At 69.0% G+C, this 12,704-nt stretch carries 14 protein-coding genes; 6 read left to right on the forward strand and 8 right to left on the reverse strand.

Annotated elements, in window-relative coordinates:
* The gene (locus tag EV647_RS05740) at positions 1–1,032 is read right to left on the reverse strand and encodes a substrate-binding domain-containing protein (RefSeq protein WP_133999456.1); all 1,032 of its coding nucleotides are present in this window, start codon (positions 1,030–1,032) and stop codon (positions 1–3) included.
* Between the two features lie 141 nt (positions 1,033–1,173).
* On the opposite strand from EV647_RS05740, the gene EV647_RS05745 reads away from it, so the two are divergent.
* Together EV647_RS05745 and EV647_RS05750 are read left to right on the forward strand one after the other, a co-directional pair.
* Positions 1,174–2,220, forward strand: a complete 1,047-nt coding sequence (locus EV647_RS05745; RefSeq protein WP_133999459.1) for a LacI family DNA-binding transcriptional regulator — start codon at positions 1,174–1,176, stop codon at positions 2,218–2,220.
* Positions 2,217–2,879 (forward strand): nucleoside/nucleotide kinase family protein, encoded by a 663-nt coding sequence (locus tag EV647_RS05750; RefSeq protein ID WP_238177046.1) that lies wholly within the window; start codon positions 2,217–2,219, stop codon positions 2,877–2,879. The genes EV647_RS05745 and EV647_RS05750 overlap by 4 nt, the downstream gene beginning before the upstream one ends.
* Here EV647_RS05750 and EV647_RS05755 read toward each other — a convergent pair.
* Both EV647_RS05755 and EV647_RS05760 read right to left on the reverse strand, forming a co-directional pair.
* Positions 2,876–4,981 carry a phosphocholine-specific phospholipase C gene (locus tag EV647_RS05755; RefSeq protein ID WP_133999463.1) on the reverse strand — a complete coding sequence of 702 codons (2,106 nt, stop codon included), beginning with the start codon at positions 4,979–4,981 and terminating at the stop codon, positions 2,876–2,878. The genes EV647_RS05750 and EV647_RS05755 overlap by 4 nt on opposite strands.
* Before the next feature lie 172 nt (positions 4,982–5,153).
* Positions 5,154–6,236 carry a 3-deoxy-7-phosphoheptulonate synthase gene (locus tag EV647_RS05760; RefSeq protein ID WP_133999466.1) on the reverse strand — a complete coding sequence of 361 codons (1,083 nt, stop codon included), beginning with the start codon at positions 6,234–6,236 and terminating at the stop codon, positions 5,154–5,156.
* 205 nt (positions 6,237–6,441) lie between these two features.
* Between EV647_RS05760 and EV647_RS05765 the strand changes: the two genes are divergently transcribed.
* The 4 genes from EV647_RS05765 (at position 6,442) to EV647_RS05780 (ending at position 8,493) form a co-directional block, all read left to right on the forward strand.
* On the forward strand, positions 6,442–6,957 hold the full coding sequence (locus EV647_RS05765) for a GNAT family N-acetyltransferase (RefSeq protein WP_133999469.1): 516 nt from the start codon (positions 6,442–6,444) through the stop codon (positions 6,955–6,957).
* Between the two features lie 64 nt (positions 6,958–7,021).
* A complete protein-coding gene (locus tag EV647_RS05770; protein ID WP_311136371.1) occupies positions 7,022–7,378 on the forward strand; it encodes a hypothetical protein in 357 nt (118 codons plus the stop codon).
* A gap of 38 nt (positions 7,379–7,416) precedes the next feature.
* Positions 7,417–7,971 (forward strand): histidine phosphatase family protein, encoded by a 555-nt coding sequence (locus EV647_RS05775; protein ID WP_238175166.1) that lies wholly within the window; start codon positions 7,417–7,419, stop codon positions 7,969–7,971.
* A gap of 228 nt (positions 7,972–8,199) precedes the next feature.
* A complete protein-coding gene (locus EV647_RS05780) occupies positions 8,200–8,493 on the forward strand; it encodes a WhiB family transcriptional regulator (RefSeq protein WP_130380423.1) in 294 nt (97 codons plus the stop codon).
* A 51-nt stretch (positions 8,494–8,544) separates the two neighbouring features.
* On the opposite strand, the gene EV647_RS05785 is transcribed toward EV647_RS05780, so the two are convergent.
* From EV647_RS05785 to EV647_RS05805, 5 genes are read right to left on the reverse strand one after another with little or no spacing between them, the layout of a single operon-like run.
* Positions 8,545–8,958, reverse strand: coding sequence for a PLD nuclease N-terminal domain-containing protein (locus EV647_RS05785; RefSeq protein ID WP_133999472.1), 414 nt, complete (start codon positions 8,956–8,958; stop codon positions 8,545–8,547).
* Between the two features lie 26 nt (positions 8,959–8,984).
* Complete coding sequence (locus tag EV647_RS05790) at positions 8,985–9,857, reverse strand: ABC transporter permease (protein WP_133999475.1); 873 nt, start codon at positions 9,855–9,857, stop codon at positions 8,985–8,987.
* Positions 9,847–10,626 (reverse strand): ABC transporter ATP-binding protein, encoded by a 780-nt coding sequence (locus EV647_RS05795; protein ID WP_133999478.1) that lies wholly within the window; start codon positions 10,624–10,626, stop codon positions 9,847–9,849. The genes EV647_RS05790 and EV647_RS05795 overlap by 11 nt, the downstream gene beginning before the upstream one ends.
* Before the next feature lie 16 nt (positions 10,627–10,642).
* Positions 10,643–11,716, reverse strand: coding sequence for an ABC transporter substrate-binding protein (locus EV647_RS05800; protein WP_133999481.1), 1,074 nt, complete (start codon positions 11,714–11,716; stop codon positions 10,643–10,645).
* A 30-nt stretch (positions 11,717–11,746) separates the two neighbouring features.
* Positions 11,747–12,655 (reverse strand): sulfite exporter TauE/SafE family protein, encoded by a 909-nt coding sequence (locus EV647_RS05805; RefSeq protein WP_133999484.1) that lies wholly within the window; start codon positions 12,653–12,655, stop codon positions 11,747–11,749.
* Positions 12,656–12,704 lie beyond the last annotated feature (49 nt).

The raw sequence follows: 12,704 nt of genomic DNA on the forward strand, positions 1-12,704 counted from the left end.
TCAGCCCCAGCAGTTCTGCGCGCCCCAGGCGGTGTCCTTGGACTCCAGCCCCGGGACGGGCTTGTCGGTGATCAGGGTCGCGCCGGTGTCGATGAAGCCGGACGGCTTCTTGCCGGACTGGGCGTAGTCGAAGATCGCGTTCACGCCGTCTTCGGCCATCTTCTTCGGGAACTGCATCACGGTGCCGACGAACAGGCCGTCCTTCACGTTCTGGACACCCTGGCAACCGCCGTCGATGGCGCCGACGAGCACCTTGTCGGTCAGGCCCTTCTCCTTCAGCGCCTGGTACGCACCGCGGGCGGCCGGCTCGTTGATGTTGTAGACCGCGTTCACCTGGCCGCCGACCCGCTGGAGCAGGTTCTCCATCGCCTGCTGTGCCTTGGTCTGGTCGCCCTGGGTGAGCGCGCTGCCGATGATGTCGGGGGTGTTCAGCGGCAGCCCCATACCTTCGAGGAAGCCGTTGTGCCGCTGCTTGCCGACGCTGGCGCTCGGGTCGAGGTCCATCATCACCAGCTGCGGTTTGGTGTCGCCGAGCCGCGCCTTGACGTACTGCCCGATCAGCTTGCCGGCGTTCTCGTTGTTGGTCGCGTACGTCGCCGCGACGGCATCTGCGGGCTCGGTCTGAGTGTCCAGCGCGATCACCACGACGCCCTTGTCCTGCGCCTGCTTGATCGCGCCCAGTACCCCGGCCGAGTTGCTCGGGGTGATCAGGATGCCTTTGACACCTTGCTGGACGAGGTTCTCGATCGCGGTGACCTGGCCCTCGTTGTCACCGTCGAACTTGCCGGCCAGTGCGATCAGGCTGCCGCCCTTCGCCTCGGCGGCGGCCTTGGCGGACTCCCGCAGTTTGACGAAGTACGGGTTGGTCTCGGTCTTGGTGACGAGTCCGACCTTGACCGGCCCCGAACTGTCGCCCGCATCGGATCCGGGCCCTGACTTCTTCGTCGTCGTACAGGCGCTGAGCACCAGTGCGCCGACGCACGCGAGTGCGGACAAGGCGGCGGTCGACCGCCGGATTCCGGTGGACTTCATCGGAGCCTCCTGCTGTGCTGATCGTCCCGCTCCCGCGGCCGGGTGGCCTGCGGTGCTGCACAACCTAGGACTGCTCAGATGAGCACGGAACGATTTGCGCAAAAGATTGCGCGGAAGTTTCCGCCCGGAGACGATGCCCGCATGGCCGGCCCGCGTCGAGGTGCACGGCTGGTCGACGTGGCCAAGCTGGCCGAGGTGTCGATCAGCACCGTCTCCCATGTCCTGAACGGCACGCGGTACGTCGCTCCGGACACCCGCGAGCGGGTCCGGCACGCCCTCGACGCCCTCGACTACGCCCCACCGGCGCCGATCGTGTCGAAGCGCTCCGGACGTGCGCTCGGGCTGGCGATCACCGGCGCCTCGAACCCGTACTTCGGCGATCTCATCGCCGGTGTGGAGTCGGAGGCGAGCCGGGCCGGTTTCGCGCTGCTGCTCTGCGACACCCACGACGACGCCCAGCTGGAGGCGAGCGCGGTCGCCACGCTGCTCGCCCACAACGTCGAGGCGGTGATCATCGCGCCGACACCGGGCTGGAAGGAAACGACCCTGCCGGTCTTGCGCAAGCACGAGACGCCGTTCGTGCTGGTCGACCGGATGAGTGACGTCCGTACCGACCAGGTCGGCACCGAGAACGAGTCGGTGGCCGCGGCTCTGGTCGAGCATCTGATCGAGATCGGCCATCGCCGCATCGGGATGCTGGCCGGCCTCGCGGGTCTGTCCACCACGGACGAGCGACGGCAGGGCTACCGGCGCGCGCACGACGTCGCCGGGATCCCGGTCGACGACGACCTGATCGTCGACGCACATTCGACGGTGGCCGGCGGGCGCGCCGGGGTCATCTCGCTGCTGCACCTGCCGGACCCGCCAACGGCGATGTTCTGCGGGAACAATGCGATGACGATCGGTGCGTTGCTGGCGCTGAAGGAGACCCGGCACCGGATCCCGGAGGACATGGCACTGGTGACGTTCGACGATTTCGAGTGGGCGAGTGCGATGTCCCCGGCACTCACCGCCGCGGCGCAGCCGTTCCACGCGATGGGAGCCCGAGCGGTGCAGCTCCTGCTGCGCCGGCTGGCCGACCCGTTCGCGCCGCGGCGGATCGAACGGCTGCCGGCCGAGATCGAGCACCGCGAGAGCTGCGGCTGCCGGACAGCCGACAGCCGCCCGGATCGGAGCACACCCGCGTGAGAACACCGTGCATCCCACAGCTGGATGAGTCGGCCGCCCACTCCCGGGCCGTCGAGCTGGTCCGGCGCGAACGACGGACGTTGCTCGGTCTCGCGGGACCCCCCGGCGCCGGCAAGTCGACGTACGCCGAACAGCTGGTCGGCGGCCTCCGGGCCGAAGGTCATCCGGTGGCACTCGTACCGATGGACGGATTCCACCTGGCCCACGCCGCGGTGGACGCGCTGGGCCTGGTCCCGGTCAAGGGAGCACCGCAGACCTTTGACGTCGACGGGTACGTCGCACTTCTCGACCGGCTGCGGGCACCCTCCGGGCGGACCGTTTGGGCGCCGCGGTTCGACCGGGACCTCGAGGAGCCGATCGCCGCCGCGCTTCCGATCGCGGACGACGTCCGGCTGGTCGTGACCGAAGGAAACTACCTGCTGCTCGATCAGGGGCCATGGGCAATGATTCGCCCGCTGCTGGACGAATGCTGGTTCGTCGAGCTGGATCCGGCCGTCCGCCGGGAACGACTCGCCGCCCGGCATGTCCGGCACGGCCGCGATCCGGAGGAGGCGCTGGCGCGGACCACCGGCAGCGACGAGGCGAACGCACGCCTCGTCGGTACCACCCGGCACCACGCCGATGCCGTCCTCCGGCTGTCACCGACCGGATCGCCTTAGCCGGTGATGCTCGGTTTGCCGGTTTCCAGGTGGCCGGACAGGCGACGGCGGTACGTCGGGTCGTCGGGGGTCGTGACCTCGACGTCGTACCAGCCGCTGTCGGCCGGCCAGAACATCGGGTGGGACTGCTTGCCGCGGAGCTCGATCGTCGTGGTCTTGCTGCCGTAACCACGAGCCTTCAGCTTCACGGTCAGCGGTTTCCTCGAGGCGTTGACCAGGTGCAACTGCAGGGCACCGGCGCGGTTCTCGATGCGTACGTCGAGGCCCGCCGCAGGACCGGCAGACGAACCGGCGATCTCCGCCCAGAACCGGTTCGGGCCCTGGACCGCGAGTTCGAACGGACCGTCGACAGGGATCGCGACCACGGTCGGAGTGTCCCCCGGAGTCTTGTCCGCGTGCGTGTGGTGGACGTCGAAGTGCGCCGGCGCCGGGAGTTCACCGCCGTACGGATAGACCGCGAAATGCGCCGACTGCGAGCCGTGGTTGCTGAGGGCAAGCATTATCTTGCCGTCGGCCACTGACGCCGAAACCGCAGGCCCGTAAGGGAGTGCGCGCGCGGGACGTCGACCGGGCTCCTGCGGCGGGACAGCCTGGTCGGTGGGCGGGGCCGGGTGCCAGCGATTGATGGGCGCCGGGACCGGGCCGGGCCGGTCGACGGACGGCTGCCGGTAGCTGCGGTCGAAGTCGAACGTCGAGGTCAGGTCACCGCAGACCGTCCGCCGCCAGGAGCTGATGTTCGGCTCGCGGACACCGGTCCAGAGCTCGAGGAACCGCAGTACCGAGGTGTGGTCGAAGACCTGCGAGTTCACGTGACCGCCGACCGTCCACGGTGACACCACGGTCATCGGGACGCGCGGGCCGAGCCCGATCGGCTTCCCGGCATACCAGTCGTCGCCCTCGCCCGACGGAGGCTGCGGCGCGACCGGCGGCGGCACGTGGTCGAAGTAGCCGTCGTTCTCGTCAAAGTTGATCAGCAGCACAGTCTTCGACCAGGTCTCCGGGTCGGACGCGATCGCGTCGAGCACGTCGTAGATCAGGTTCGCGCTGCCGACCGGCGTCGACGAACCGGGGTGCTCGGAGTCGACCGCGGACGGGACGAGCCAGCTCACCTTCGGCAGCGTGCCGGCCTTGATGTCGGCGCGCAGCCGCGGCACCAGCGACTCCGGCTCGGACCGGTACATCGCCTTGCGGAACAGGTCCTGCTCGTCGACCGGGAGCTTCCCGACCGCCGCGTCCAGCTGCTGCAGCGCGACGGTCCGCTCGGCCTCCGTCTTCGCGAACAGCTTGTCGTAGAACTCCTCGGTCGTCCGGTAGCCGCCCGGCACGTTCTCGAGGATCCGGTGCCCGATCTCCTTGAACGTCTTGAAGTACTCGACCGCGTTGTCCGTGAAGTTGTCCCACTCCTGGTAGATCTGCCAGGAGACACCGGCCTGCTCCAGCCGTTCCGGGTACGTCGTCCAGTCGTAGCCCTTGTGGTCGTAGTCGTACGCCGCGTTCGTCACCGCGCGCTGCGTCGTACCGGGCTCGTAGCCGACGGTGCCGGACCACAAGTAGTTGCGGTTCGGGTTGGTCGAACCGTTGACCGAGCAGTGGTACGCGTCGCAGATCGTGAACGTCTCGGCGAGCTCGTACTGCAGCGGGATGTCGCGGCGGTCGTAATGGGTCATGGTGGCGGCCGTCTTGGCCTGCACCCAGTCGTCGTTCCAGCCGCCCGCCCAGGCCTGCGTGGCGTCGCCGAACCCGTGGGCCAGGGCGCCGAGGTACTGGATGTCGTCAGGGTTGCGGCCCGCGTCGGCGGCGGCCTTCCGGAGCGAGAACGGGAGCACCTCGCCGCCACCCGTCTTCGGCTGGTGGAAGATGCTCTTACCGTTGCGCAGCCGCAGCGGCTGCCGGTCGCCGTACCCGCGGATTCCGCGCAGCGCTCCGTAGTAGTGGTCGAACGAGCGGTTCTCCTGCATCAGCACGATCACGTGCTCGATCGCGCGCAGACCGCCACGCCTCACAGGTTGCGCCATCGCGGTGTGCAGTGACGGTGGGAGCAGCGACACCGCTGCCCCACCCGCCACCGAACCGAGCACCAGACGCCGGGAGATCCCGGTCATGGGGCCTCCCGGTCTGGACTGAGGAGTGGAGGGAGCGAAGCGACCGGAGCGACGAGGGAAGACCGGGAGCAACAGCCCCAGGACCCGCCGCGCCGGAGGCGTGGCATGAACACAGTCATGGTCGGGACCCTAGGGTCATCCTGTAGCCAAGGCGAGACCTTCAGATGAACAGCTATCCGCGTCGGGCGATTGCTGCGTCGCGCAGCTTCTGGAGGGTCTGCTCAGTTGTGTCCCAGCTCATGCAGGCGTCGGTGATCGACTGGCCGTAGACCAGCTCCCGGGTCGGGTCGAGGTCCTGGCGACCCTCCTGCAGGAACGACTCCAGCATCACGCCGACGATCGCCTGGTTGCCGGCCGCGACCTGCGCACCGATCTCCTCGGCCACCACCGGCTGCCGGCGGTGGTCCTTGCGGCTGTTGCCGTGGCTGGCGTCGATGACGACCCGCTCGGCCAGACCCGCCTTGCGCAGCAGCTCCTGCGCGCCCGCGACGGACTCCGCGTCGTAGTTCGGGCCGCTGTCCGAGCCACGAAGTACCAGGTGGCAGTCCGGGTTTCCGCGGGTGTGCAGGATCGCTGGCGCACCGTCGTGGTCGATACCGGTGAAGACATGCGGTACGGCGGCTGCCTTGATCGCGTCGACCGCGGTGGCGATCGATCCGTCCGGACGGTTCTTCATCCCGATCGGCATCGACAGACCGGACGACAACTGCCGGTGGACCTGGCTCTCCACGGTCCGGGCACCGATCGCACCCCAGCCGACGGTGTCCGCGATGTACTGCGGGGTGATCGGGTCGAGGAACTCGCAGCCGACCGGGAGCCCGAGCTCGCTGACCCGCACGAGCAGTCGCCGGGCGATCCGCAAGCCGCGGTTCACGTCACCGGAGCCGTCCAGGCCCGGGTCGTTGATCAGGCCCTTCCAGCCGAGGGTCGAGCGCGGCTTCTCGAAGTACACCCGCATCACGACGAGGAGGCCGTCGGACAGCCGCTCGGCGACCGGGCGGAGGCGTTCGGCATACTCGAGCGCCGCGTCGGCGTCATGGACCGAGCACGGGCCGACGACGACCAGCAGACGGTCGTCGACGCCGTTCAGTACGTCGGCCACTGCCTGCCGTCCGTCGGCCACGGTCCGGGCGATGTCGTCGCTCAACGGGAACTCGTCGTGCAGGGCGAGCGGGGTGACCAGCGGGACGGTCTTCTCGATACGTCGGTCGACGACTCGAGACTGCTGTTCGCTCGGTTTCGGGAGGGTGTTCATTCTGGGGACCTTTCCGCCGGTCCGCATGCGTGCGACGCAGTCAGCCGGCTGGGAACGAGAAAAGGCAAGGACGGTGGTCCTTGCCTTCGTGCCGGCTCTGGTGTCTGCGGGTGGGCGTCAGCAATCGGCTGAGTCGCCCGGCACCAGGGCCGGCCACTCAAAAAATCGCCAATAGCTACGCTTCACGAGAACGACAATAGCACCCATGAACATCCGTACCGCTCATCGAGACGAGCTCCTCGCACTCCAGGAGCTCGAGGTTGCTGCCGGCGTGCTCTTTCGCAATATCGGCATGACAGACGTCGCGGAGCATCCGCCGCCCGCCTTGGAGATCTTCGAGCAGTCCTGGGAGGCCGGGCAGCTGTGGGTGTCGGTCGACGACGCGGACAAGCCGACGGGCTTCGTGTTCGTGAAGCTCGTCGACGGCGGCGTACACATCGAGCAGGTGAGCGTGCACCCGGATCAGCAGGGACACGGGATCGGCCGGCAGCTGATCGAGTACGTCGCTTTGTGGGCCGCCGAGCAAGGGTTTTCGGTGCTCACGCTGAGCACGTTCCGGAGCGTGCCGTGGAATGCGCCGTACTACGCGCGGCTCGGGTTCACGGAGCTGCCGGCCGCGGAACTCACACCCGGGCTGATCGAGATCCTGGCCGCTGAAACGGCGTTCGGGCTCGACCCCGCGGAGCGCGTTTTCATGCGGCGGACGGTTGCTCGCCAGTAACCACCTCATAGGTGGCTTCGTTGATCGCTGCAAGACCGGATCGAGACATCGGGGAGTGCAGCAGGTGGTGAGGCCGCGAACCTTCGAGTTGGTTCGGTACCGAGATCCCAGTGGCGTGTCCGGGACCGGCGTGGTGGCGGAAGGGTGTGAGTTCACCGACGGCTCGGTGGCCCTGCGCTGGCGCGGTGACAACCCCGCGACGGCCGTCTGGCCGAACGTCGACGCAATCCTGGCCGTGCACGGCCACCAGGGCGCGACCGAGATCCGCTGGATCGAGGCGCAGACCTCGCCGATGGCGCCCCGGGCCGGCCTCGACAACCTGTTCGACGAGCTGCACCAGGTGCGGCCGCCGGCGTCCCTGACCGACTCGCCGCCGCCCGGCCACCCCCGTGGATGGGCCGGGGCCAGACATCTCAGGTAGAACATGCCCGTGACGCAGCTCCACTTCAGGCAACGCCCATGCCCGTGACGCAGATCTACCTCGTCCGGCACGGTGAGCCGGACTACGAGCCGATCGATTCCCGCGGCTGGCCGGGAATGGCCGCCGACTCCGCCCCACTCACCGCGCTCGGGATGAAACAGGCCGAGGAGCTCGCCGATCTGCTCGGCGGCATCCGCGCGACGTACCTGGTCAGCTCCCCGTTCACCCGGGCCCTGCACAGCGCCGCGATCATCGGTCACCGGCTCGCGCTCGGCGTCAAGGTCGACTACGACCTCCGCGACTGGTTGCCGGACCACACCGGCCTGTGGCGCAGCGCCGCCGACGTCCGCGCGGCACAGGCCGAGTTCGAGGCGTACGACGGGGAATGGCCGGACGGCATCCAGCGACCCTGGGAGCCACTCTCCCGGGTCCGCGAACGCGCCCGCGCCGCCCTCGCCCGGCACACCGCCAGCACCGACGGACCGGTGCTGGCGATCACGCACGCGACGGTGATCCGGGCACTGACCGGCGAACGGCACACACCCCACGGGGCCCACGAGTACTACCGATTCGAGCCCGAGATCGGTGCCTGAGGCATCTGCACGTGCAGACGAACTTGCACCGTTGAAGTGACTCATGTCACATCAGGTGGTGACGTGAACACGCCCGCCGCCTGAAAAGCGCCGATCACGGGCCGCTACGGCACGCGGCGATAACGAATGGCTCGAACTTCGAGACAACAAGGGTTGAACTCGCTCTGAGATGAGCATAGTTTTCACCGAGCGCCCGTCCGCGCTCACGGTGAGTCATAGGAGGTTGCCATGTCGAGAGGGATGCCTCGTCTGCCCCGCCCGCTCATGGATCTGTGGGACTGGCAGTCGCAAGCCGCATGCCGGGACGTCAACCCGGAACTCTTCTTCTCACCCGAATCGGAGCGTGGCGTTCGCAAACGCGCCCGCGAGATGGTGGCCAAGTCGCTCTGCGGCACCTGCCCGGTCCAGCCCGAGTGCCGCCAGCACGCCCTCGCCGTCGGCGAGCCGTACGGCGTCTGGGGCGGCACCACGGAGTCCGAGCGCGACAACACCCTCCTGCCCGAACACCGGAAGTCCGCCTAGGACCTAGCTGCTCGCAGCCGGCGAAGCGCGTCGTAAGGCCTGTGTGAAAACTCAGGCCTTACCGTCGTCGGTCTCGGACGGCGTGTCCCCGGTCCCCTTCGTGTCCTTCGGTTCCTTCGGCGGCTTCGGCTCGTCGGCCGGACCTTCGGGCTCAGGCGGTTTCACGGTCGTGCGCGGGTCCCGGTAGCGGTCCAGTGACTTGAGGAAGTCCGGATCGTCGTCAGGCGCCATCGGCCGCGCAGGCGGCTTCGACGGTTCCCGCCGTACGACGCTCTCCTGGCGGTTGGCGTGCGCCCGCGACATCAGCAACCAGACGATCGGCCCCGCGAACGGGACGAACACGATCAGGACGATCCACAGCAGCTTCGGCAGCTGCGGCACGTCTTCGTCGGGTGTCTGGATGCAGGAGAACAGCGCGTAGACAGTGAGCGCCAGGCTGATCAGGAACGGCAGAAATCGGACCACGCTCCAACAGTACGGCGCGAACCGTTTCAGCGGGCGGAGGTGGTGAGTCCACGGGCGCGGAGCACCGAGTTCTCGAGCGGGCGGAACACCAGCAGTTCGATGCCGACGCCGACCGCGAAGATCAGCACGATGCCGGCGAACACCATCGAGATGTCCGACAACGACATGCCGTTGTGCAGGAACTGCCCGAGACCCTCGCCGAGCTCCGGTGAGGTCGCGATCAGCTCGGCCGCCATCAGCGACCGCCACGAGAACGCCCAGCCCTGCTTGAGTCCGCCGAGGAACCCGGGCAGCGCGGCCGGCAGCAGGATGTACCGGATCCCGCCGAAGCGGCCGGCTCCGAGCGCCTTGCCGACCCGCGGCAGGATCGGCGGTACCTGGTCGAGGCCGGACACCAGCCCGTTCGCGATCGACGGCACCGCGCCGAGCAGCACCACCCAGTAGATCGCGCGGTCGTTCAGCCCGAACCACAGGATCGCCGCCGGCACCCACGCCACCGAGGGCAGGCTCTGCAGCCCCGACACGAGCGGCCCGATCCCCCGCCGTACGACCCGGAGGTTCGCGATCGCGAGTCCCAGCGGTACGGCGATCAGCAGCGAGATCGCGAACCCGATGACGGCCCGGTGCACGGACACCCAGAACAGCTCGACGATGTCGCCGCTCGTCACCAGCTGCCAGATCTGACCCCAGACCGCCGCGGGCGCGGGCAGTTTGAACTCGGGCCAGAACGCCGCGGCCCACAACGCCTGCCAGATCGCCACCAGGACGACGATCGCCCCGACCGGCGGCAGAACGCGCGCGGCGATCTGCCGTACCCGCGAACCCTCGGGCGCGTTGACGGGTGTGTCGAGGGCGTCCAGGCCGGCCTCGACGGATCCTTCCTGGACGTCAAGCGGCATGACTGCTGATCACCTTGCGCAGCGCGGTGTTGATCTCGTCGGCCGTGCTGTTGACGTTGGGCGCGTCCTCCACATCCCACTCCTGTACGACGCGCCCGGGACGCGACGACAGCAGTACGACGCGTTGCCCGAGCCGCACCGCTTCGCGGACGTCGTGCGTGACGAACAGGATCGCCGTACCGGTCGCACGCCAGATCCGCAGCAACTCACCCTGCAGAACGTCGCGAGTGATCGCGTCGAGCGCGGAGAACGGCTCGTCCATCAGCAGCAACGACGGCTTCCCCGCATCAGCACTGTCGGTCGTCGAGGCCAATGCGCGGGCGAGCGCGACCCGTTGCCGCATGCCACCGGACAACTCGTGCGGCCGCTTGTCGCCGAGCCCGGCGAGCCGCACCAGCTCCAGCAGCTCCGCAGCCCTGGCCCGCCGCTGCGCCTTCGGTACGCCGGCCATCCGCAGTGGAAGCTCGACGTTCCCGGCCGCCGTCAGCCACGGCATCAGCGCGGCCTCCTGGAAGACGACCGCCGGCCGGGACGAGTTCAGCTCGATCCGCCCGCTCGTCGGCCGGTCCAGACCGGCGACCAGGTTGAGCAGCGTGGTCTTGCCGCACCCGGAGGCGCCGAGCAGGCAGACGAACTCGCCGGCACCGACCTCGAGGTCGACGCCGTCCAACGCGACCACCGACCGCCGGCCGCTGCCGAACACCTTCCCTACTTGATGAAACCGCACCGGAGTGAGCTGATCGGGCGGCGCGTCGACTGTGGCGGTCATCGGGCTCTCCTTACTGCTACTTGGCGTCCAGGCCGGCGGCGTCTACTGCCGGCTTGCCTGCCTGGGTGAGGACCTCGTTCAGCGGGCCGAGGTCCGCGAAGCCGGCCACGTTCGGCGCCTGCTTGGCGATCCCCGCCGTGACCTGGTCCTTGGCCAGCTGCGGGAAGGTGGCGGCGACCGGGTCCGCTGTGATCTTGATGTGCTGCCACGCCCGGTCGATGACCGCCGGCTTCAGCGCCTTGCCGGTCGCTGCCTTGAGCTGGTCGTTCACCACGGTCTTCGCCTGCGCGGCGTCCGACGTGCTGAAGTCGATGGCCGCGTTCAGCCCCTTCAGCAGTGCCGTCACCGTCGCCGGGTGCTCCTTCAGGAACTGCGTCCGGACGATCAGCACAGTCGTCGGGAACTGCCCGTCGGGCCACAACGACGCCTCGTCGAGCAGTACCTTCGCGCCCGCGTCCAGGACCAGCCGGGACGACCAGGGCTCGGGCAGCCAGGCCGCGTCCACGTCGCCCTTCTTGAACGCGTCCAGCGTCTGGGCGTTCTCCAGGTTGGTCACCTTGACCTTGCCGGTCAGCTGGTTCTCGGCGAGCCACTTCTTCAGCGACACGTCCTGCGTGTTGCCGAGCTGCGGCGTGACGACGGTCTTGCCGACCAGGTCGGCTGCCTTGGTGATCGTCGGCTTGACCACGAGCTGCGCGCCGCCGGACGTGGCGCCGGCGATCAGCCGGACCGCGTCTCCGTTCGACTTCGCGTAGGCGTTGATCGCCGGACCGGAGCCGATGAAGGACGCGTCCAGCGAGCCGCCGAGCAGCGCGCCGACGGCCTCCGGGCCGGCGTTGAACTTGGTCGGCACCAGCTTCGTGCTGCCGAGCTCCTTGGTGAACAGGCCCTTGCCGAGACCGACCAGCGCGGCCGCGTGGGTGACGTTCGGGAAGTAGCCGAGCCGCAGCTCGGTGGCGGGACCTTTGTCGCTCGACGCGGCGGCCGTCTCGTTGCTGTCGGCGCGCGAGCAGCCCGCGGCGGTGACAGCGACGGTGAGGGACAGGGCGGCAGCGAGCAGGCGGAACGGACGGGTGGCGGAGATGCTCACAGGAAGACCTTTGTCTTGGGAAGGTGAAGCTCAGGAAGCGGGCTCGAGCTCGGTTTCGTCGAGCAGCCGTTCGGCCTCGCGGACGGTACGGCGGGCCGCGGTGCGGACGCCGTACGTGACGATCGCGGCCCAGCCGAGGACAAGGGCCGCGTAGACGGCGTACCGCGGGCCGGTGGTCACTTCGAGGCCGTTCAGCACGGTGCGGGCGTTGGTCAGGATCAGCACCAGGCCGACCCCGACGCCGAGCCAGCGGGTGGCCAGCCGGGACACCAGCCAGGCGGCGATCGGCGCCGCGATCACGCCGCCGATCAGCAGCGCGGCGACGAGGTCGAACGGCAGATGCTTCCCACCCAGCCCGAACAGGAATCCGATGCTGGCGGCGATCGAGACCAGGAACTCGGCGGCATTCACCGAACCCACGGTCCGGCGCGGCGTCAGCTTGCCGCTGGACAGCAGCGCGGAGTTCGCGACCGGGCCCCAGCCGCCACCGCCGGTGGCGTCGATGAAACCGGCCACCAGACCGAGCGGGCCCAGGAACTTCCCGGCCGGACGGCCCTCGATCACCGCCCGGACCTTCCCGGTGCCGAACCGGACCAGGATGTACACGCCGAGCAGGAGCAGCAGGCCGGCGACCCACAGCGACGCCGACTCGGTCGAGAGGCTGGACAGGAACGTCGCACCGGCGAACGCCCCGACGGCGCCGGGTGCACCGATCAGCGCGACGACGCGCCAGTCGACGTTGCCGAACCGCCAGTGCGACAGGCCGGAGGCAAGCGTGGTGCCGACCTCGGCCAGGTGCACCGAGGCGGAGGCGACCGCCGGGGTGATCCCGGTGATGAGCAGGGCGGTACTGGCGGTGACGCCGTACGCCATGCCGAGGGTGCCGTCGACGAGCTGGGCGATCGAGCCGAGCAGCGCGATCAGGACGAGGCGACGCATGGGGGTACTCCTACGGATCGGGAAGGAGACGGGCGGGAAGAAGTACGCC

The organism is Kribbella sp. VKM Ac-2566, from assembly GCF_004366005.1.
In the GTDB taxonomy this organism is placed as follows: Bacteria; Actinomycetota; Actinomycetes; order Propionibacteriales; family Kribbellaceae; genus Kribbella; species Kribbella pratensis.